19 protein-coding genes are annotated in these 21,018 nt (G+C 59.6%); 8 read left to right on the plus strand and 11 right to left on the minus strand.

Annotated features, from left to right (window positions below; all coding sequences use genetic code 11):
* Positions 1-69: 69 nt before the first annotated feature.
* Both nrdB and yfaE read left to right on the plus strand, forming a co-directional pair.
* The gene (gene nrdB, locus ACOTY9_RS06135; RefSeq protein ID WP_014884611.1) at positions 70-1,200 is read left to right on the plus strand and encodes a class Ia ribonucleoside-diphosphate reductase subunit beta; all 1,131 of its coding nucleotides are present in this window, start codon (positions 70-72) and stop codon (positions 1,198-1,200) included.
* Entirely contained in the window at positions 1,200-1,454 is a 255-nt protein-coding gene (gene yfaE / locus ACOTY9_RS06140) for a class I ribonucleotide reductase maintenance protein YfaE (protein WP_008500234.1), read from the plus strand. Before nrdB ends, yfaE begins: the two co-directional genes overlap by 1 nt.
* Positions 1,455-1,535: 81 nt before the next feature.
* Here yfaE and glpQ read toward each other — a convergent pair whose 3' ends face one another.
* Positions 1,536-2,591, minus strand: a complete 1,056-nt coding sequence (gene glpQ, locus ACOTY9_RS06145) for a glycerophosphodiester phosphodiesterase (protein WP_348565369.1) — start codon at positions 2,589-2,591, stop codon at positions 1,536-1,538.
* Positions 2,592-2,602: 11 nt separating this feature from the next.
* The gene (glpT, locus tag ACOTY9_RS06150; protein WP_014884613.1) at positions 2,603-3,955 is read right to left on the minus strand and encodes a glycerol-3-phosphate transporter; all 1,353 of its coding nucleotides are present in this window, start codon (positions 3,953-3,955) and stop codon (positions 2,603-2,605) included.
* A gap of 252 nt (positions 3,956-4,207) precedes the next feature.
* Between glpT and glpA the strand changes: the two genes are divergently transcribed.
* Genes glpA through glpC form a run of 3 tightly spaced genes read left to right on the plus strand, consistent with a single transcriptional unit; the run spans position 4,208 to position 8,230 of the window.
* Complete coding sequence (gene glpA / locus ACOTY9_RS06155) at positions 4,208-5,836, plus strand: anaerobic glycerol-3-phosphate dehydrogenase subunit A (protein ID WP_047026911.1); 1,629 nt, start codon at positions 4,208-4,210, stop codon at positions 5,834-5,836.
* Positions 5,826-7,043, plus strand: coding sequence for a glycerol-3-phosphate dehydrogenase subunit GlpB (gene glpB / locus ACOTY9_RS06160; protein WP_348565368.1), 1,218 nt, complete (start codon positions 5,826-5,828; stop codon positions 7,041-7,043). The genes glpA and glpB overlap by 11 nt, the downstream gene beginning before the upstream one ends.
* The gene (glpC, locus tag ACOTY9_RS06165) at positions 7,040-8,230 is read left to right on the plus strand and encodes an anaerobic glycerol-3-phosphate dehydrogenase subunit GlpC (protein WP_058691102.1); all 1,191 of its coding nucleotides are present in this window, start codon (positions 7,040-7,042) and stop codon (positions 8,228-8,230) included. Before glpB ends, glpC begins: the two co-directional genes overlap by 4 nt.
* 32 nt (positions 8,231-8,262) lie before the next feature.
* Here glpC and ACOTY9_RS06170 read toward each other — a convergent pair whose 3' ends face one another.
* The 4 genes from ACOTY9_RS06170 to tctD form a co-directional block, all read right to left on the minus strand.
* Complete coding sequence (locus ACOTY9_RS06170; protein WP_348565367.1) at positions 8,263-9,462, minus strand: nicotinamide mononucleotide deamidase-related protein YfaY; 1,200 nt, start codon at positions 9,460-9,462, stop codon at positions 8,263-8,265.
* Between the two features lie 93 nt (positions 9,463-9,555).
* Positions 9,556-10,095 carry a YfaZ family outer membrane protein gene (locus tag ACOTY9_RS06175; protein WP_023330955.1) on the minus strand — a complete coding sequence of 180 codons (540 nt, stop codon included), beginning with the start codon at positions 10,093-10,095 and terminating at the stop codon, positions 9,556-9,558.
* Between the two features lie 129 nt (positions 10,096-10,224).
* Complete coding sequence (locus tag ACOTY9_RS06180) at positions 10,225-11,634, minus strand: sensor histidine kinase (RefSeq protein ID WP_023330956.1); 1,410 nt, start codon at positions 11,632-11,634, stop codon at positions 10,225-10,227.
* A complete protein-coding gene (gene tctD, locus ACOTY9_RS06185; protein WP_014884620.1) occupies positions 11,621-12,295 on the minus strand; it encodes a transcriptional regulator TctD in 675 nt (224 codons plus the stop codon). Before tctD ends, ACOTY9_RS06180 begins: the two co-directional genes overlap by 14 nt.
* A 141-nt stretch (positions 12,296-12,436) precedes the next feature.
* Here tctD and ACOTY9_RS06190 point away from each other — a divergent pair, with 141 nt between their 5' ends.
* From ACOTY9_RS06190 to ACOTY9_RS06200, 3 genes are read left to right on the plus strand one after another with little or no spacing between them, the layout of a single operon-like run.
* A complete protein-coding gene (locus ACOTY9_RS06190; protein ID WP_032635989.1) occupies positions 12,437-13,417 on the plus strand; it encodes a Bug family tripartite tricarboxylate transporter substrate binding protein in 981 nt (326 codons plus the stop codon).
* Positions 13,418-13,428: 11 nt separating this feature from the next.
* Positions 13,429-13,860: a tripartite tricarboxylate transporter TctB family protein gene (locus ACOTY9_RS06195; RefSeq protein ID WP_014884622.1), complete on the plus strand. Its 432-nt coding sequence runs from the start codon at positions 13,429-13,431 to the stop codon at positions 13,858-13,860.
* A gap of 11 nt (positions 13,861-13,871) precedes the next feature.
* Positions 13,872-15,386 (plus strand): tripartite tricarboxylate transporter permease, encoded by a 1,515-nt coding sequence (locus ACOTY9_RS06200; RefSeq protein WP_348565366.1) that lies wholly within the window; start codon positions 13,872-13,874, stop codon positions 15,384-15,386.
* Here the strand turns inward: ACOTY9_RS06200 and menE are convergent, their stop codons facing one another.
* Genes menE through menD form a run of 5 tightly spaced genes read right to left on the minus strand, consistent with a single transcriptional unit; the run spans position 15,387 to position 21,007 of the window.
* Positions 15,387-16,748, minus strand: coding sequence for an o-succinylbenzoate--CoA ligase (gene menE, locus ACOTY9_RS06205; protein WP_179121085.1), 1,362 nt, complete (start codon positions 16,746-16,748; stop codon positions 15,387-15,389).
* Positions 16,745-17,710, minus strand: coding sequence for an o-succinylbenzoate synthase (gene menC / locus ACOTY9_RS06210; protein ID WP_063614232.1), 966 nt, complete (start codon positions 17,708-17,710; stop codon positions 16,745-16,747). The genes menE and menC overlap by 4 nt, the downstream gene beginning before the upstream one ends.
* Positions 17,710-18,567 (minus strand): 1,4-dihydroxy-2-naphthoyl-CoA synthase, encoded by an 858-nt coding sequence (gene menB, locus ACOTY9_RS06215; RefSeq protein WP_013098093.1) that lies wholly within the window; start codon positions 18,565-18,567, stop codon positions 17,710-17,712. The genes menC and menB overlap by 1 nt, the downstream gene beginning before the upstream one ends.
* A complete protein-coding gene (gene menH, locus ACOTY9_RS06220) occupies positions 18,564-19,340 on the minus strand; it encodes a 2-succinyl-6-hydroxy-2,4-cyclohexadiene-1-carboxylate synthase (RefSeq protein ID WP_348565365.1) in 777 nt (258 codons plus the stop codon). Before menH ends, menB begins: the two co-directional genes overlap by 4 nt.
* Complete coding sequence (gene menD, locus ACOTY9_RS06225; RefSeq protein ID WP_348565364.1) at positions 19,337-21,007, minus strand: 2-succinyl-5-enolpyruvyl-6-hydroxy-3-cyclohexene-1-carboxylic-acid synthase; 1,671 nt, start codon at positions 21,005-21,007, stop codon at positions 19,337-19,339. The genes menH and menD overlap by 4 nt, the downstream gene beginning before the upstream one ends.
* Positions 21,008-21,018 lie beyond the last annotated feature (11 nt).

Consider the following 21,018-nt stretch of genomic DNA (forward strand, 5'->3'; position numbering starts at 1 on the left):
GCCTACGGTTTTGTAGGCCCGGCAAACGCAGTGTTGCCGGGCAATAAAATCTCAACAGGACTCACCGCAATGGCATACACCACATTTTCACAGACGAAAAACGACCAGCTCAAAGAGCCGATGTTCTTTGGCCAGCCGGTCAACGTGGCACGCTACGATCAGCAAAAATATGACATCTTCGAAAAGCTGATTGAAAAGCAACTCTCCTTCTTCTGGCGTCCGGAAGAAGTAGACGTCTCCCGCGATCGCATTGATTACCAGTCGCTGCCGGATCACGAAAAGCATATCTTCATCAGCAACCTGAAGTACCAGACGCTGCTGGATTCCATTCAGGGCCGTAGCCCGAACGTAGCGCTGCTGCCGCTGATTTCCATTCCCGAGCTGGAAACCTGGGTGGAAACCTGGGCGTTCTCCGAGACGATTCACTCCCGCTCTTATACGCATATCATCCGCAACATCGTGAACGATCCGGCGGTGGTGTTTGACGATATCGTCACCAACGAGCAGATCCAGAAGCGTGCGGAAGGCATTGCGCACTATTACGACGAACTGATCGAGATGACCAGCTACTGGCACCTGCTGGGCGAAGGTACCCATAACGTGAACGGTAAAACCGTTACCGTGAACCTGCGCGCGCTGAAAAAACAGCTGTACCTGTGCCTGATGAGCGTCAACGCGCTGGAAGCGATCCGCTTCTACGTGAGCTTCGCCTGCTCCTTCGCCTTTGCCGAGCGTAAGCTGATGGAAGGCAACGCCAAAATCATCCGTCTGATCGCCCGCGACGAGGCCCTGCACCTGACCGGCACCCAGCACATGCTGAACCTGCTGCGCAGCGGCACGGATGACCCGGAGATGGCGGAAATCGCCGAAGAGTGCAAGCAGGAGTGCTATGACCTGTTCGTGCTGGCAGCTCAGCAGGAGAAAGAGTGGGCAGACTACCTGTTCCGCGACGGTTCCATGATTGGCCTGAACAAAGACATTCTCTGCCAGTACGTTGAGTACATCACCAACATCCGTATGCAGGCTGTCGGTCTCGACCTGCCGTTCCAGACGCGTTCTAACCCAATCCCGTGGATCAACACCTGGCTGGTGTCCGATAACGTGCAGGTTGCGCCTCAGGAAGTGGAGGTGAGTTCTTACCTGGTCGGTCAGATTGATTCTGAAGTCAACACTGACGACCTGAGCGACTTCCAGCTCTGATGTCACGCGTTACGTTAAGTCTTTCCGGCACTGAGGTGCTGTGTCGGGAGGAGCATCCTTCTCTGCTGGTGGCGCTTGAGGCGCATCAGGTAGAAGTAGAGTACCAGTGTCGTTCCGGCTATTGCGGCTCCTGCCGCTGCCGTCTGGTCGCCGGCCAGGTGGACTGGCTGACTGAACCGCTGGCCTTTATCAACGAAGGGGAAATTTTGCCCTGCTGCTGCCGGGCAAAAGGCGATATTGAGATCGAGATGTAATTGCCCTGGTTCCCTCTCCCTGTGGGAGAGGGTTAGTTCGTAGGCCGGGTAAGGCGCAGCCGCCACCCGGCAATTCCAGTGTTAATCCTTCAAAAAACTCACCGCTTTATCCGGGAAATCCGTAAACAACCCGTCCACGCCCGCCTGGTTATACAACACCTCATAAAGCTGATTCACGTCCGTGGCATACGGCGGCAGCTGGTCTGCACGCACGGTATACGGATGGACCTGCATCTTGCTGGCATGCGCCTCTTTCACCATCGCCGTCAGCTTCACGTGACCCGGCGTGGAGCCTTCTGCCACCAGCATGTGGTAATCCGGCCCGATGCCGTCAGCGTACTGCGCAATCTGCTTCATCGCGCCTGGCTTAAACATCCAGTCGTAGTTGTAGTTCACCCACTTCCCGTCCGGCTGTTTCTCCTGGGTTTCATTCCAGTCGGTGTAGGCAATCAGCTGCACCAGATTGAGATCCATCCCCATCTTCGGCTCCAGCTCGGTTTTAATGCGCTTCAGCTCGGCGGCGTCAAAACACTGCAGGTAAACTTTGTCCTTCTTGCTGGTGTAGCCGTACTGCTTCAGGACCTCCAGGGTTTTCGCGGCAACATCCTTCCCTTCCTGATGATGGAACCACGGCGCTTTGATTTCCGGGTAGATACCGATATTTTTACCGGTCGAGTGGTTCAGCCCCTGAACAAACTCTATCTCCTCCTGGAAGGTGTGAATACGGAAGTCAGATTTGCCCATCGGGAAACGTCCCGGATAGACCTGTACCTTCTTGCCGTTTTCAATCTCGAACCCTTCGGTAAACTTCAGGGAGCGGATCTCCGCCAGGGTGAAATCAATGGCGTAGAAACGGCCATCTTTACGCGCGCGGTCCGGGAAACGCTCCGCCACGTCCGTTACGCGGTCAAGATAGTGATCATGCAGGACGACCAGCTGGTCGTCCTTCGTCATCACCAGATCCTGCTCCAGATAATCCGCGCCCTGCGCATAGGCCATCGCTTTCGCCGGCAACGTATGCTCCGGCAGATAGCCGCTCGCGCCGCGGTGGGCAATCACGATTTTATCCGCCGCCAGCGCGGAGCCTGTCATCAGGCCCGCCAGCAGCAGACCGGTGGTTAAATGAGATAATTTCATGGTCATGTTCCTTATTGACGACGCGCCAGCACTTCAGCGTGGTGACGTTTCTCACCGATCATTACGACAATCAACAGCAGTACCGCCAGCACGCTACCGCCAATCATCACCATAAAGCCGCCGTCCCAACCGAAGAAGTCCACGGTGTAGCCCACGATGGCGCTCGCCGCGACTGAACCGCCCAGGTAGCCGAACAGACCGGTAAAGCCTGCCGCCGTGCCCGCCGCTTTTTTCGGTGCCAGTTCCAGGGCATGCAGGCCAATCAGCATGACCGGGCCATAAATCAGGAAGCCGATGACGATCATACAGGCCATGTCTACGCCCGGGTTGCCCGGCGGGTTGAGCCAGTACACCACGGTGGCGATGGTCACCAGGGTCATGAAGAACACGCCTGTTGCACCACGGTTACCTTTAAACACTTTGTCCGACATCCAGCCGCAGATCAGCGTGCCCGGGATCCCCGCGTATTCATACAGGAAGTAGGCCCAGGAGGATTTATCCAGCGCAAAGTGTTTCACCTCTTTCAGGTAGGTCGGTGACCAGTCCAGAATGCCGTACCGCAGCAGATAAACGAACACGTTGGCCACCGCGATGTACCACAGCAGTTTGTTAGGCAGCACGTACTTCATGAAGATCTGCTTCGCGGTCAGCTCTTCTTCATGCTTCTCGCTGTAATCATCCGGGTAGTCGTCTTTATACTCTTCAATCGGCGGCAGGCCGCAGGATTGCGGCGTATCGCGCATCAGCGCGAAGGCAATAATCGCCACCAGAATGGCGCCAAACGCAGGCATGTAGAGCGCAGCGTGCCAGTCGTTGAACCAGGCCATCCCCAGCAGGAACAGCAGCGGCGGAATACCGCCACCCACGTTATGCGCGCAGTTCCACACCGACACAATGCCGCCGCGCTCTTTCTGCGACCACCAGTGCACCATGGTACGTCCGCATGGCGGCCATCCCATCCCCTGGAACCAGCCACAGAGGAACAGCAGCACGAACATAACGGCAATGCTGGAGGTTGCCCACGGCACAAAACCCATGAACAACATCACCGCAGCCGCCAGAATCAGACCGGCGGGCAGAAACACGCGCGGATTCGAGCGATCCGACACGGACCCCATAATGAACTTGGAAAAACCATACGCGATAGAGATCCCCGACAGCGCGAACCCCAGATCGCCGCGTGAAAAGCCCTGCTCCACCAGATACGGCATGGCGAGCGCAAAGTTTTTACGCACAAGATAGTACGCCGCGTACCCGAAGAAGATCCCCAGGAAAATTTGCCAACGCAGACGACGGTATAGCGGATCAATCTCTGCCTCTGGCAGACGCGCCCGATGCGGCGCGGGTTTGAAAATACTGAGCATGACAGCCTCCGTGGCCTTGAATTGAATGAGCAGGTGGCTCGCACCTGAATTCCAGAGCCGGGGATGTTAAGAAATCATGGTGATTGTTACTGTGAATCAACGCACAGATTGTTACAGAAATATGACAGAATGCGCAAAAAAGCGCATGAAATCACGTTTCACTTTCGAATTTCGCGCGTTTATGTTCGAAATCAAACAAACCACAGTTTTCATGTGGCTAAATGATAAAAAAACGAACATTGAGGGAAGACAATGACAATTCACGATCCTCGCTACAGCGATGTGATTATCATTGGCGGTGGTGCCACCGGCGCCGGTATCGCTCGCGATTGCGCCCTTCGCGGATTAAGCGTCACGCTTCTGGAACGCCACGATATTGCCACGGGCGCGACCGGGCGAAACCACGGTCTGCTCCACAGCGGCGCGCGATACGCCGTCACTGACGGTGAGTCGGCACGGGAATGTATTGCGGAAAACCAGATCCTCAAGCGTATCGCCCGCCACTGCATTGAACCGACCGATGGCCTCTTTATCACCCTTCCCGAAGATGACCTCGCCTTTCAGGAAACCTTTATCACCGCCTGTAACGCAGCAGGTATTCAGGCGGAGGCCATGGATCCGGCGCGGGCACGGCAGCTGGAACCGTCAGTCAACCCGGCGCTTATTGGCGCAGTGAAAGTCCCGGATGGCACCGTCGATCCGTTCCGCCTGACCGCCGCCAATATGCTGGATGCCCGGGAACATGGAGCGCGCATTCTGACCGGGCATGAAGTGACCGGACTTATCCGCGAAGGCCATCGCGTCTGCGGCGTGCGGGTGTTTGATACGCAATACCACGAACACAGCGAGCTGTTTGCCTCCGTCGTCATTAATGCCGCGGGGATCTGGGGGCAGCGCATTGCAGAATACGCTGACCTGTCGGTGCGCATGTTCCCGGCGAAAGGCTCGCTGCTGATCCTCGACCATCGCATCAATAACCATGTGATCAACCGCTGCCGCAAACCGTCTGATGCCGATATCCTCGTGCCGGGCGATACCATTTCGCTGATTGGTACGACCTCAACCCACGTCGACTACAGCGACATTGACTACAACCGCGTGACCGCCGAAGAGGTGGATATCCTGCTGCGTGAAGGCGAGAAACTGGCCCCGGTGATGGCCCAGACGCGTATTCTGCGTGCCTACGCGGGCGTGCGTCCTCTTGTCGCCAGCGATAACGATCCGAGCGGACGTAACGTTAGCCGGGGCATCGTGCTGCTCGACCACGCCGAACGCGACGGCATGGACGGATTTATCACCATTACAGGCGGCAAATTAATGACCTACCGCCTGATGGCAGAATGGGCCACCGATGCAGTCTGCCGCAAGCTGGGGAATACCGAACCGTGCGTGACGGCAGAACAACCGCTGCCGGGATCGCGTCAGTCCACCGAAAAAACGTTGCAAAAAATCATCTCCCTGCCCGCCCCGCTGCGCGGTTCCGCGATTTACCGCCACGGGGACAGAACGCCGGTCTGGCTCGGCGAAGGTCGGCTGAGCCGCAGCCTGGTGTGCGAGTGCGAAGCCGTCACCGCGGGCGAGGTGCAATACGCGGTGGAGAACCTGACGGTCAAGAGCCTGCTCGATCTCCGCCGTCGCACCCGCGTCGGCATGGGAACCTGCCAGGGTGAACTGTGCGCCTGCCGTGCGGCGGGTCTGCTGCAGCGTTTTCATACCACGACTGCCACCCAGTCGCTCGATCAGCTCAGCGCCTTTTTAAACGAGCGCTGGAAAGGCATTCAGCCTGTCGCCTGGGGCGATGCCCTGCGTGAGAGCGAGTTTACCCGCTGGGTCTACCAGGGGCTTTGCGGTCTTGAGAAGGAGCAACACGATGAAATTTGATACCGTGATTGTCGGCGGCGGGCTGGCGGGCTTGCTCTGTGGCATCAAGCTCACGAAGCAGGGGCTGCGCTGCGCCATTATCACCCGGGGCCAGAGTGCCCTGCACTTCTCTTCGGGATCGCTGGATCTGGTGGACGACACGTACCGCGACAAACTGCCGCCAGAGCACCCGTATCATCGGGTTGGCGCGCAGCATATTGACCGCTTTGCGCTGGAAACCGAAGCGCTGCTGGCTGACTGCGGTGCGCGTCTGAAGGGGAGCGCCAGGCAAAATCATCAACGCATCACGCCGCTTGGCACCCTGCGTTCCGCATGGCTCAGCCCGGAGGAGGTCCCCGTTGCCCCTGTGAGCACAGGACGGGTACGGGTCGTGGGTATTAGCGGCTTTCTTGATTTTCAGCCCCATCTTGCGGCGGCGTCACTGTGTCGCCAGGGCGTGAACGCCGAGACGGCAGAGATAGAACTGCCTGAACTGGATGTCCTGCGCGAAAACCCGAGCGAGTTTCGCGCGGTGAATATCGCCCGCTTTCTGGATAACGAAGACAGATGGCCGCTGCTGTATGAGGCGCTCAGACCGCTCGGTGAAACCTGCGATACGCTGTTGATGCCTGCCTGCTTTGGACTCAGCGATAACCGCCTGTGGCACTGGCTGTCGGACCGTCTGCCCTGCTCGCTCGGCCTGCTGCCAACGCTTCCCCCTTCCGTGCCCGGCATTCGCCTGCATACCCAGCTCCAGCGCCAGTTTGTGGCGCAGGGCGGCGTGTGGATGGCGGGTGACGAGGTGAAAAAAATCACCCTGACGGACGGCGCGGTGAGCGAAATCTGGACCCGCAACCACGGTGATATTCCGCTTCGCGCCCGCTATACGGTGCTGGCAAGCGGCAGTTTCTTCAGCAACGGGCTGCTGAGCAGCCGGGAGGGCATCCGGGAAGCCATTATGGGGCTTGATGTCCGGCAAGGCGCCTCCCGCGCGGACTGGTATCAGAGTGATTTCTTCTCGCCGCAGCCCTGGCAACAGTTCGGCGTGATGGTTGATAACCAGCTGCACCCGCAACTTTCCGGTAAGCCCGTCAGGAATCTCTTTGCCATTGGCTCGCTGTTGGGCGGATACGATCCCATAACTCAGGGGTGCGGTGGCGGGGTCTGCGCCGTCACGGCGCTGTATGTGGCAGAGCAGATTAGCCAGCGCGCGGAGGCGGAACAATGAACGATACCCGTTTTGAAAGCTGCATTAAATGCACGGTCTGCACGACCGTCTGCCCGGTCAGCGGCGTGAACCCGCGCTATCCCGGACCAAAGCAGGCCGGGCCGGACGGCGAGCGTCTGCGCCTGAAGGACGGTAAGCTGTACGACGAGGCGCTGAAATACTGTATCAACTGCAAACGCTGCGAAGTTGCCTGCCCGTCGGATGTGAAAATCGGCGATATCATCCAGCGCGCCCGGGCGCGCTACAGCACGCAAAAGCCGACGCTGCGTGACGCAATTCTGAGCCATACCGATCTGATGGGCAGCGTCTCGACGCCGTTTGCACCGCTGGTGAATGCCGCGACCTCGCTCAAGCCGGTGCGCCAGCTGCTGGATGCCACGCTGAAGATAGACCATCACCGCAGCCTGCCGAAATATTCTCACGGCACCTTCCGCCGCTGGTACAAATCCGTCGCGGCGGAGCAGGCGCAGTACGCCGACCAGGTGGCCTTTTTCCACGGCTGCTATGTGAATTACAACCACCCGCAGCTGGGCAAAGATCTGCTGAAGGTGATGAACGCCATGGGAACGGGCGTTCAGCTACTGAACAAAGAGAAGTGCTGCGGCGTACCGCTGATCGCCAACGGGTTTACCGATAAAGCGCGCAGGCAGGCTCAGAGCAATGTCACGTCACTGCGCGAAGCGATTGTCGATAAAGGTATTCCGGTGCTGGCGACCTCGTCCACCTGTACCTTCACCCTGCGCGATGAGTACCCGCATCTGCTGGACGTGGATAATACCGGCCTGCGCGAGCACATCGAGCTGGCGACACGCTTCCTGTGGCGCAAGCTCGATAGCGGGCAGACGTTGCCGCTGGGGAAATTGCCCCTGAAAGTGGTGTATCACACCCCGTGTCATATGGAGAAAATGGGCTGGTCGCTCTATACGCTTGAGCTGCTGCGGTTAATTCCCGGACTTGAGCTGACGGTGCTGGATTCGCGCTGCTGCGGGATTGCGGGAACCTACGGCTTTAAGCGCGAAAACTACGCAACCTCCCAGGCGATTGGCGCCCCGCTGTTCCGCCAGATTGAAGAGAGCGGCGCGGATATCGTGGTGACCGACTGCGAAACCTGTAAATGGCAGATTGAGATGTCCACCAGCAAGCGCTGTGAGCATCCGATTACCCTGTTGGCGAACGCGCTGGGCTGAACATGGCCGGGGCGAACGCCCCGGCACAAACATTACTCGACGAACAGCGACTCAACAACGTTAATCCAGCCGTGCTCGCTGGCAACCTCTTTGCCATTGAGCCAGCGGCGCAGCATATTCAGCGCCATCATGGCGCAGACTTCCTGACGCACCGCCAGACTGTGGCGAGTGATGCTCATTTTGACCCTCAGAGCCCAGGTCCCCTCCGGCGTCGCCAGCGCGACGTTAAGGTGTTCCTCATCCAGCCCACCCACGAACAGCGCCAGACCGGCAAAATGTTTAACCCGTCGCTCCGAGGCCCAGCGGGCGGTTTGCGCCAGGGTCTCCTGCTGGAACGGCACCACTTCGCTGGCCAGCAGCGGCGCGCTGGCGCGCGACAATTGCAGCGCCAGCAAGCCACCGGTGAACTGCTCGCTTAAGGTCACGCTCAGCTGACGATCCTGCAGGTGCTTCGCAATCTGCGCAGGCAACCCCTCCGTCCCTTCAAAGATCAGGCTCTCGCCCGCCACGCGCTGCACTTCGGGCCACAGGGCCAGCATCGCCGCTTTCTGCGTCGCCGGTCCTGTCAGCTTGAGCTCAATGATCGGCATAGAGGAGCGATAGCCCATGGACACGCCCGGCGGCAATTGCAGGTGGTCAAGACTCTGGGCCAGATCGCTTTCAGAACGGCCAAACGTGGTCAGTCGCAGGCACAGCGGAGGTTCAGGCAGGGTAAAACGGTCGCGAAGGCGCGGCAGGATCTGCTGCTCAACCATCACTTTAAATTCGGAAGGTACGCCGGGCGTGAAGAACATCAGGCAACGGTTCAGCTGCAGGGCAAACCCGCACGCGGTGCCGACCGGGTTATCAACCAGCTCAGCACTGGCGGGGATTTCAGCCTGCTTGCGGTTGCTGGGGGCCATAACGCGGCCACGTTCGGAGAAAAAGCGTTCCATCTGTGAAAGCCATGCCTCATGCAGCACCAGCCCTTCACCTTTTGCGGTTGCGGCGGCCAGCGCGCTGAGATCGTCACTGGTAGGACCGAGTCCGCCATTCACGATCAGCACATCGCAGTGTTCGCTCCGCTCACGCAGAATGCTGACCAGCGACACAAGATTGTCGCCTACCGTATTGCGACGCGTTAACGGTAATCCTTGCTCAAAGAAAAGATCGGCAAGCCAGGCAGCATTGGTATCAATAATTTGTCCATGCAGCACTTCGTCGCCGGTGGATAACATCTCCACGTTAATCATTGTGTTCTCCCGCTTATTTGGTGAAAACACTATAGCGCAAACGCGGGAGGGAGAAGAGAGAAACTGGCGCGACGGAACGCCGCGCCGACAGGATTAGAAGCCTGCGCTTACGCCCACATAGGGACCGTCGGCCAGCGCGTTGTCGCGGTTGCCGTCTTTGCCCGCCAGGTTCAGGTAGCGATAGCCCGCCTCGATGGTAATCGGACGCATGATGGTCCAGCGCGCGCCGGCGTTGGCTTCTTCATAGCTGTCGATACCGCTGGAGAGCGAGTCCGGAGAGTAGTAATACTCGCCAAACAGACCGAAGCTGTCGCCAATTTTCCACTGCAGGCCGCCACCCACCGCTGCCGCATACCCTTCGTCACCGTCGTTCGGGTTGGTATAGATACCTTTACCGCCGACGGTCGCCAGGAATGGACCAAGAGGAATGTTCAGACCCAGACCGAGGCTTGCCGCATCGCCGTCGTCATCGTTATGCGTCCAACCACCGGTCATCGCCAGACCGGAAGTCTCTGTTCCCAGGCCAAAGCCCAGGTGGGTATAGTCCTGACCCGCCGAGCCGTTGAAGCTGATGGCGTTAGCCGCCGCAGATACAACCATCAGGCCGAAGCCCAGTAATGCCACTTTTTTCATTGTCATGATCCCGCGCAATGTTATAGAGAAGTCCCAAAACCGCGAGATTTTAACCTGAGTCTCCCGGGGATCAAGCACTCTGCGTGCGGCGGGGGGGAAGATTGTAACGATTTGAAACTTGCGGCTTTTTTATGCAAGCAACAGAAAGCGCATTTTGACACACAGGCCACCCAGGGATTCACTGCGGTTGAGTTGCAAATGGCTGCGGTGCAGCCGGGCAATGTCACCCGCCAGTGCCAGCCCGATCCCGGAACCGGCAGCGTCCCCGACGTTGTCCAGGCGGTGGAAAGGGAGCATCGCCTGGTGGATCTGATCCTCTTCAATGCCGGGGCCGCTGTCTTCAACGCGCAGCTCAACGGCACCGGCCTCCGCGCGCAGGAAAACGGTCACGGTCCCGCCTGCTGGCGTATATTTAATCGCGTTCTCCAGCAGGTTAGCGCACAGTTCGCCCAGCAGGACGTCATCGCCTTCGATCATGACCGGCTGCTCCACACCGTCGTAACCCAGATCGATCCCTTTGCTCCGCGCCTGCGCCAGTCGGGAGAAGCAGCAGTTCTGCACCACCTGAACCAGATCCACAGGCGAGAACTGACGATCGCCCTGCTCTCTCCCCTTCACCGCCGAAAGCTGCAACAGCCGCTCGGTGAGTACGATAGTCTCATCCAGCGTGGCGTTCATTGCCCGCAGACTCTCCTGCCACAAAGCGGGATCCTGGCGAGTAAGCGCGACAGACACCTGTGTTTTAAGTACCGCCAGTGGCGTTTTGAGCTGGTGCGATGCATCCGCGTTGAAACGTTCCTGACGCGAAAGCACGCCGCGCAGACGGTCGATATAGCGGTTAAAAGCCACAATCAGCAGCCGGGTCTCGGACCAGGGCAGCAGCTCCGGCAGCGGTGCCAGCAGGCCCGGCTCGCGCCGCACCATCAGCGAGGAGAGCTGGCGCATCGGGCGCAACACGCGGCGCAGCATCCAGGCGGTTAGCACCAGCGTCAGCAGCACCAGCAGCCCCTGCGAAACCCAGGATGAAAAGAGCAACTGGCTGGCGAGATAGCGGCGTGACTGGAGCGTCTCCGCAACGTAAATTTCCGCCATGCCAAAAATAGAATCTTGATTCACGGGCTGCAGCAGACGCGCCACCCGAATCGCCTGCCCGCGATATTCGGTATGGTAAAACCACGCCAGCGCGGGGTAGAGCGTGGTACGCGATGTTGCAGGCGGCATCTTCGGCAGATCGTCATAGCCGGAGATCACCCGCCCGTCGGGGTCGACCACCTTGTAATAGAGCCGGTCGTTCATGTTGAGCTCAAAGCTATCAAGCACCACCCAGGGCACGTCCACCGCCAGCTTGCCGTCGCGTACCTCCAGCCGTTCCGAGATGGTGCGGGCAGAGGATAACAGCGTGCGGTCGTAAGCCTGCGTGGCCGCCTGCAACGCGCTGACGTAGCTGTTAAAGGCTGACAATCCCCACAGCAACAGTAGCGGCAGGCCAAGAAAAAGCAGCAGTTGCAGGTAGAGCGACTGCGGCTTAAACCCTCTCATCGCCGCACTCCAGCACGTATCCCAGCCCCCGTAACGTGGTGATCCGCACGCCGCTGCCGGTGAGCTTCTTTCGCAAGCGGTGAATATAAAGATCGATACTTTCAGGGCTGACATCGTCGTTCAGGCTGAACACCTGGTCAAAAAGCTGCTGCCGCGAAACCGGACGGGTGCGGCGGTGCATCAGCACTTTCAGCAGAGAGAGCTCGCGCGGCGTCAGGGAAAGCGGTTCATCGCGGAGCAGGAAAAAGCCCTCGTCGTCATACTCCAGCTCCCCAAGACGCTGGCGTTCCTGCGTGCGCCCCTCGCTTCTGCGCAACAGGGCACGCAGCCGGGCGTCAAGCTCCTCCAGCTCAAACGGTTTTGGCAGATAATCATCCGCCCCGGCGTTCAGGCCCTTTACCCGGTCCGCCACGTTGCTGCGCGCAGTCAGGAACAGGACGGGCAGCGTCTGCCCCCGTTTTCTGAGGCGATGGACCACTTCCAGGCCATCAAAACCGGGCATGCCGATGTCCAGAATAGCAACCGCGTAATGTTCCCCCTGCAGCAGATGGTCGGCGGCACGCCCGTCAGACACGCAATCCACGGCGAAGCCCTCCTGCACCAGCGCTTTCTCCAGCCAGTGAGCCAGCTCACGATTATCTTCTGCGAGTAAGAGACGCATGTCACATCCTGTAAAGTTGGTTCCCCATTGAAAGGGAAATGAAAGGTTATTGTTTTAACAATCACGCAACGGAACCGCTACAAGGCGGTTCACATAATCAGAAAAAAGACCCATACCCGTACCCCGGCGTGAGGATAAACGATGAAAAAACACTTACTTTCTACCCTTGCTGCAAGCGCATTCCTGTTGAGTACCTCTGTCGTTCAGGCGCAGGACGCCCCGTCCCGTACCGAATGTATCGCCCCGGCCAAACCGGGTGGCGGTTTCGATCTCACCTGCAAATTGATTCAGGTCAGCATGCTGGAGACGAAGGCCATCGAGAAACCGATGCGCGTGACCTACATGCCCGGCGGCGTGGGCGCGGTGGCCTATAACGCCATCGTCGCACAACGACCTGCGGAAGCGGGGACGGTGGTGGCCTTCTCCGGTGGTTCACTGCTGAACCTGTCTCAGGGCAAGTTTGGCCGGTATGGCGTGGATGACGTGCGCTGGCTGGCGACCGTCGGTACCGACTACGGGATGATTGCCGTGCGTGCCGACTCACCGTGGAAGTCCCTGAAAGACCTGCTCACCGCCATGGAAAAAGATCCGAACAGCGTGGTGATTGGCGCAGGCGCGTCGATCGGTAGCCAGGACTGGATGAAAGCCGCCCTTCTCGCGCAACAGGCGAAGGTTGACCCACACAAAATGCGCTACGTGGCCTTTGAAGGCGGCGGCGAGCCGGTTACGGCACTGATGGGCAACCACGTTCAGGCCGTTTCCGGCGATCTCAGCGAGATGGTGCCCTACCTGAACGGGGACAAAATCCGCGTGCTGGCGGTCTTCTCGGAAAACCGTCTGCCGGGACAGCTGGCTAACGTGCCGACCGCCAAAGAGCAGGGTTACAACCTGGTCTGGCCGATCATCCGCGGGTTCTTCGTCGGGCCAAAAGTGACCGATGCCGAGTACCAATGGTGGGTCGACGCGTTCAACACACTCCAGCAGACCGAAGAGTTTAAGAAACAGCGCGATTTGCGCGGGCTGTTTGAATTTAACCTGACCGGTAAGCCACTGGATGAGTACGTCAAAAAACAGGTGAATGACTACCGCGAGCAGGCGAAAGCCTTTGGTCTGGCGAAATAACCGGAGGCGCTATGAGCGATCGTATTTTTGCCGGGATATGGCTGCTGCTCTGCGTTGGCGGGATGTTTGTCGCCTGGCAGATCCACAGCGAATACAGCTATGAACCCGTAGGGCCACGCCCCTTCCCGATGGGCATCGTCGGCCTGATGCTGCTCTGCTCGGTGGCGCTGCTGTTGCGCCACCCGGACACCGTCGAGTGGCCACCGCGTCGCATTCTGCAGCGTCTGCTGGTGATGGTCATTGTCCTGCTGATGTACGCCTGGGGCTTTGAATGGCTCGGCTTCCCGGTGGCGACCGCCATCCTGACGATGGTGATCGGCATGCTGTTTAACGCCACCCTGCCTGCGGCAGGGATCTCAGGCGTGGTGATGGGGATTTTACTGTGGTACGCCTTTGACCGCCTGCTGGACGTGACGTTACCGCTCGGCGCCTGGCTTAATTAACGGAGCACGCTATGGATACCTGGATTTACCTCTCACAGGGGTTCGCCGTGGCGATGACCCCGGAAAACCTGGTGATCGCCCTGATCGGCTGTTTCGTGGGCACGATTGTCGGCCTGCTGCCGGGTCTTGGGCCGATCAACGGGGTAGCAATTTTACTTCCGCTGGCCTTTGCCCTGCATCTGCCTGCGGAATCGGCGCTGATCCTGCTGGCAACGGTCTATATCGGCTGTGAATATGGCGGGCGCATCTCGTCGATCCTGCTTAACGTGCCGGGAGATGCGGCGGCGATCATGACCGCGCTGGATGGCTATCCGATGGCGCGACAGGGTCGCGGGGGCGTGGCGCTCTCCATTTCAGCGGTCAGTTCGTTCTTTGGCTCGCTGGTTGCCATTGGCGGCATCATTCTGTTTGCGCCTGCGCTGGCCCAGTGGTCGCTGGCGTTTGGTCCGGCAGAATATTTTGCCCTGATGGTGTTTGCCATTGCCTGTCTCGGCAGCATGATGGCGCAAAATCCGCTCAAGTCGTTTTTGTCCGCGCTGATTGGCTTAGGGTTAGCCACCGTCGGCGTGGATGCCAACACCGGGGTCTATCGCTTTACCTTCGACAGCGTTCACCTGTCCGACGGCGTGCAGTTTATCGTGGTCGTGATTGGTCTGTTCTCTGTCTCTGAAATCTTACTGATGCTGGAACATACCAGCAGCGGGCAGACGCTGGTGCGCAAAACCGGCCGGATGCTCTTTAGCGCTAAAGAGGGCGCGCAGTGCATCGGCACCACGCTGCGCTCATCGGTAATTGGCTTCTTTGTCGGCATCCTGCCGGGCGCCGGGGCCACCATCGCCAGCGCCATTACCTACATGACCGAGAAAAAGCTCAGCGGCAACAGCGACAGCTTTGGTAAAGGCGATATTCGCGGCGTGGCGGCGCCTGAGGCGGCCAATAACGCCTCGGCCTGTGGCTCGTTTATCCCGATGCTGACCCTTGGCGTACCGGGCTCCGGCACCACGGCGGTGATGATGGGCGCCCTGACGCTCTACAACATCACGCCGGGACCGGCAATGTTTACCGAGCAGCCGGATATTGTCTGGGGGCTGATTGCCGCCCTGCTGATCGCTAACGTGATGCTGCTGGTGATGAATATCCCGCTGATTGGGCTGTTCACCCGCATGTTGACCATTCCCCTGTGGTTCCTGGTCCCGGCGATTGCCGCCGTCTCTGCTGTAGGGGTGTACGCGGTGCACAGCACCACGTTTGACCTGGTGCTGATGGTGGTCCTGGGCGTGCTGGGATACATACTCCGTAAGATGCACTTCCCGATGTCACCGCTGATTCTGGGGTTCGTGCTTGGCGAGATGCTGGAGCAGAACCTGCGCCGCGCGCTGTCCATCAGTAACGGCAATATGTCGATCCTGTGGGACAGCAGCGTCGCGAAGGTCCTGTTAGCGCTGGCAATCATGGTGATTGTGGTGCCGCCGATATTACGCCTGCTGCGCCGTCGCCAGCGCAAACCGGAGCCGGATATCGGATAATTACGCCGACAGCTGGGCATTCACCCACTGTTTTAACGCCTGGCGGGAGATCTTAATCCCGCCATTTTTTAGCTCCGCCGGCAGTACCAGCCAGTGGACCGGCTGCTCAAAGCGCGCCAGTCTGCCCTGGATCCAGTCAGGAAATTGCGCGATATCCGTTCCCGGCTCGCACTCCACCACCGCCACCGGACGTTGTCCAAACTCGGCATCGTCCAGCGGGACGATAAACACCTGGTTAATCTGCGGGTGTGCGGCGATAACACGTTCCAGCGATTCCGGCTGGATCCCCTCTCCTCCGCTGAAAAAGAGATTGTCTATGCGGCCTAAAATCGTCAGTCGCCCGTTATGCCATTCCCCACGGTCGCGGGTGGCGAACCATCCCTGCGCATTGGTCAACGGCATCAGCGCATCGTCCCGCCAGTAGCCGGAAGCCATACTTTCAGCCCTGATCCAGACTTCACCGTCAACGACCTGCACCTCTCTGCCCGGCAGCGCATACCCTACGTCCGGCTCTCCGTCTGCCTCTTTCGCACAGACGGTAGAGGCAAACTCGGTGAGGCCGTAACCGCAGAAGGAGTGAATACCCTGTTCGCGCGCCTGCTGTGTTAAATCAACGGGGATTGCAGCCCCGCCCAACAGCACCGCTTTCAGTGCAACAGGCTTGTGACGATTAAGCAGACGCCAGAGCTGGGTCGGCACCAGCGAGGCGTGGGTGCAGCCGCGTAACGCCTGTTCCAGAGGTTGTTTCTCGCGCACCGTTAAGCGTGCCCCGGCCACCAGCCAGCGCCATAAAATTCCCTGACCGGAAACGTGAAACAGCGGCAGCGAAAGGAGCCAGTCGTCGTTGTCCCCATAGGGCATCAGCGACAACACGCCGCGTGCGCTGGCAAGGTGGGCGGCACAGGTATGCACCGCCGCCTTCGGTAGCCCGGTCGAGCCGGAGGTGAGCGTCATCGAGGCCAGCCGCGCCGGTTGCCATGCAACGCGGTACGCGTCGGCTGGCTCACGCATGCTCAGGGCAGGAAGAGCGTCGTAGCTGCCGTCCAGCACCAGCGCAAAGCGCAGGGTCATCTGGGGGAGCAGCACGTCCAGCAGCGGACGCGGCAGCTGTGGATTCACTGGAAGAATACGCGCGCCGCACTGGAGCAGCGCCAGCCATGCCATCAGCGTTTGCGGGTGGTTATAGGCCAGCAGCAGAACACCGTCACCCTCCTCCACCCCCTGCTGATGAAAGCCCGCGGCAAGGCGATCGATACGCGTGCACAGCTGTTGCCAGCTCAGCGCGTCGTCGTTCAGCCTGAGAGCAGGTTTATCGGCAAACTGCGCACACCAGTGCCGCCATGGCCAGTCGGTAAAACTCATAGCAGCGGCTCCAGCGCCTCAACGCTGAGGCACGGCAGCGCGCTGTCCGGCCACTGGCGGAGAAGCTGAGCCTGCATCAGGTTCAGCGTATCGAGGCCGGGGACAGCGTCAGGCGTTAACCAGGCGGCAATACGTGCCAGTTGGGTCAGCCCAAGGCTGGACTCAATCGACGAACTGATCACCGCCGTCAGACCCAGCGCATGCGCCGCGGCAACCTGCTCGCGGACCTTCGCCAGGCTGCCGGTTAACGTCGGTTTAATCACCACTGCGCTGACGCCCGGCTCGGCAATAAATTCAAAATCGTCTTCGCGCAGGCTTTCATCCCAGGCGATAGCAATCCCCGTTTCACGAGCAAACGCGCGCGAATCGTCGCGGGTTTTGCACGGCTCTTCCAGGAAGGCGATGCGGCTGCGGTACGCCGGGTTGACGTATTTCGCAAACTGCTGCGCCTTAAGCGGCGTCCAGGCGCGGTTTGCGTCAAGACGCAGGTGCAAATCGGGAATCGCTTCCAGCAGCAGGTTGGCAACCATTCCGTCGCGCACCGCTTCGTAGAGACCGACCTTAATTTTCGCCACTTTCTCGCCCGGCATGGTGGAGAGCAACGCAAAGAGCTCGTCCGGGTCGCCCGTGCACAGCGGTGCCGCGCGGTAATTGCCCTCTTCCGGCAGGCTGCCCTCCAGTTCTGCCAGCGCACAGCTGATACCAAAGGCCGCAGAAGGCACGTCCGGCAACGCCGGGTTCGCGCCCTCGCGCCACGCACCTGCCCACGCCAGCAGCGCAGCCTGTGCATCATCGAGCGATTCCAGGCTAAAGCCCGGCAGCGGCGAAATCTCGCCCCAGCCTTCTCGCTCACCCTGCTGGAGATGCACAAAGAAGCCATCACGGGTTTTTAACCGCCGTTCACGCAGCACCACGCCCGCGTCCATCGGTATCTGCCAGCGGTAAACCTGCGCGCGACGCATTACGGGTTCCGTTTGTATTTGCTGAAATCAGGCTGGCGTTTTTCGTTAAACGCGTTGCGTCCTTCCTGACCCTCTTCGGTCATGTAGAACAGCATGGTGGCGTTGCCCGCCAGCTCCTGCAGGCCCGCCTGACCGTCACAGTCAGCGTTGAGTGCCGCCTTCAGGCAGCGCAGCGCCATTGGGCTGTTTTGCAGCATTTCACGGCACCAGCGGACGGTCTCTTTTTCGAGATCGGCAATCGGTACCACGGTATTCACCAGGCCCATATCCAGCGCTTCCTGGGCGTTGTACTGACGGCACAGGAACCAGATTTCACGCGCTTTTTTCTGCCCGACGATGCGCGCCATGTAGGAAGCGCCCCAGCCGCCGTCGAAAGAGCCCACTTTCGGACCGGTCTGGCCGAAGATGGCGTTCTCGGCGGCAATGGTCAGGTCACACATCATGTGCAGCACATGACCGCCGCCGATGGAGTAACCCGCCACCATCGCCACCACCGGTTTCGGGCAGGTGCGGATCTGGCGCTGGAAATCGAGCACGTTCAGGTGATGCGTACCCGCATCGTCCTGGTATCCGCCGTAGTCACCGCGCACTTTCTGATCGCCACCGGAGCAGAAGGCTTTCTCACCTTCGCCGGTCAGGACAATCACGCCGATGTTATCGTCATAGCGAGCATCCGCCAGGGCCTGGATCATCTCCTTGACGGTCAGCGGACGGAAGGCGTTACGCACCTGCGGACGGTTGATGGTGATTTTGGCGATGCCGTCAGCGGATTTGTGGTAACGAATGTCGGTGTAGCCTTCGGAGCAGTCTTGCCATTCGACCGGCGCGTAAAGCATGTTTTCATCAGGATAGATCATAGAGTGTCCTTTGTTCGAAGACGCAGTATCTGAGCCAGACTCGCGGCGACCGCAGCGGGGTTTTCCCGGTGGGCGTTGTGTCCGGCGTTTGGAATTTCATGGCGAACGGCGTGCAGTTCAGCGGCAAGGGCCGCGAACTTTTTATCACGTTCGCCATAGAGGTAATCAAAAGAGAAATGGCGGGTGCTGAGCGCGGGACGTAAATCCGGCTGCCCGGCCAGCGAGGTCGCTTCAAGCATTTTCGCCAGCGTTATGCCGTTGTTTTGGCTGCGCAGGGTAATAAGCGCCTTCCGCTCAGCGTCCGGGAGAGAGGCAAACACCGGCTGCTGGTACCAGTCAGCAAAGACCTTATCCAGCGGTTCGGTGCGAAAACGTGTCGCCCAGCGGTGGTCGGATACCCGCCGCGCATGGCGATCGTCGGCGTTCTGCAGGCCCGGATGTCCGCCCTCAACCATCACGCCCAACAGCCCCTTCGGCTGCTGGCAGGCGTGAAACATCGCAATGCGGCCGCCGAGGGAGTACCCCACCATCCAGTAGTTAAGTATGTTGTAACTAATCAGTGTTCGGGTAAGTAACGTACTCATCTCCTCGAACCCCGTCACGGTAATATTCCGGGATTCACCGTGCCCCGGCAGGTCAAGATAGAGCCGGGGATACTCGCTCAGCGTCTCCCCGACAACCTGCCACTCGCGGCAGTCTCCGGAAAAACCGTGCAAAAAGACCAGCCAGGGATAGCCTGGTTCTCCGGTCTGCTGCACGCCTGCGAGGATCACAGCTGACTCACCTGTGCCAGCAGGCTTTGCAGGCTCTGCGCACCGTCGGCATCGTTCACGACCAGCTCAATCAGCGTCGCGCCCGGTTGCTTCCAGGCGCTGCTTAACGCGGCTTCCAGCTGTTGCCAGCTCTCCGGGCGGTGGTATTTCAGGCTGAACATTGCCGCGGCATGTTCAAACTGCACGTTCTGCGGCATCAGATAGAAGCGCTCACGCTCGCTCTGGGGCGTTGGCAACAGAGAGAAAATCTGCCCGCCGTTGTTGTTCACGACGATCAGCACAAACGGTGCGGAAGCCTGACGCAGCAGCGCCAGCGCGTTGAGATCGTAAAGCGCGGAGAGATCGCCCACGATCGCCAGCGTCGATTTCGCGCTGGCGCGCTGCACGCCCGCCGCCGTCGAGATCAGCCCGTCGATGCCGCTGGCGCCGCGGTTGCTGTAAACCGGGTAGCCCGCAGGCAACTTCGAAAAGGCATCAATCAGACGCACCACCAGGCTATTACCGACAAACAGCTGGCCCTGTTCAGGCAGATACTGACGAATACGGTGCGCCAGACCGGCTTCGCTGAATGTCTCACAGTGCGCTTTGGTGATTTCCCACGCCTGACGAGACAATTCGGGGATTGCCACCGCCCAGGGTTGACGTTTTTCCGCCGGATGCAGGTCCAGCCAGCTCTCAATGTTGCTCACCAGACGGCGGCCGCGATGGTGCGCCGGGTCAAGCCGCCCTTCCAGCGGGTCGACCAGCCAGTACTCTTCCGGCGTGCAGGTCGCCTGCCACTGCAGCAGGCGTTTCCCGGTCATGCTGGCGCCGATCTGAACCACAATCTGCGCCTGTGAAAGCTCAGTGACCGCCTTTGCATTCCCGAGCCAGAGATCGGCGCACGGCAGCGGCTGACCGGTCTGGGAAAGCACGTCGCCAATCAGCGGCCAGCCGAGGGTTTGCGCCCATTCGGCGACCCGCCTGCCTTCGGCGGCGCTCATGCGCCCGGCAATAACCACGCCGCGTTTTTGGCGCCAGAAGAACCAGTCGCGCTGTTTCGCGCTCTCAAGATGCGTTTGCCCGCGCAGCCACGGTTTTTCACTCTGCCACCAGTTACCGAGGGAGCGCTGCCAGTCAAGGCCGGTATCGTCCAGTTCGCCATACAGCGGCTCGGCAAATGGACAGTTAATGTGCAACGCCCCGCTGCGCAATGTCTCGATGGCGTGATCGACGGTGGAGACCAGCCAGCTTGCCGGAATATCCTGGGTAGGACGCGGCAGCGAAACCGTCTGCGAAGGATGCGAAGAAAAGAGTCCCGGCTGACGAATGGCCTGATTCGCTCCGCAGTCGATAAGCTCAGGAGGACGGTCGGCCGTCAGCAGGATCAGCTTTTCACCGGTTAGCCCGGCTTCAATCAGGGCCGGGTAGAGGTTCGCCACGGCGGTACCGGAGGTGACAATCACCGCCACAGGTTCTTTGCTGACCTTTGCCAGCCCAAGCGCCAGATGCCCAAGGCCACGCTCATCAAAATGGGTGTGATGAATCAATGCCCGATTTTCGGCGGCCGCCAGCGTCAGCGGCGTTGAGCGAGAACCCGGTGCAATACACACGTGCCTGACGCCATGGCGCGTCAGGGCTTCAAGGATCACCGCCGCCCAGCGTCGGTTAAAAGAACTTACTGACATGAGATTGTCCG

This window comes from Enterobacter cloacae complex sp. SHL012 (genome assembly GCF_049237505.1).
Taxonomy (GTDB): Bacteria; Pseudomonadota; Gammaproteobacteria; order Enterobacterales; family Enterobacteriaceae; genus Enterobacter; species Enterobacter kobei.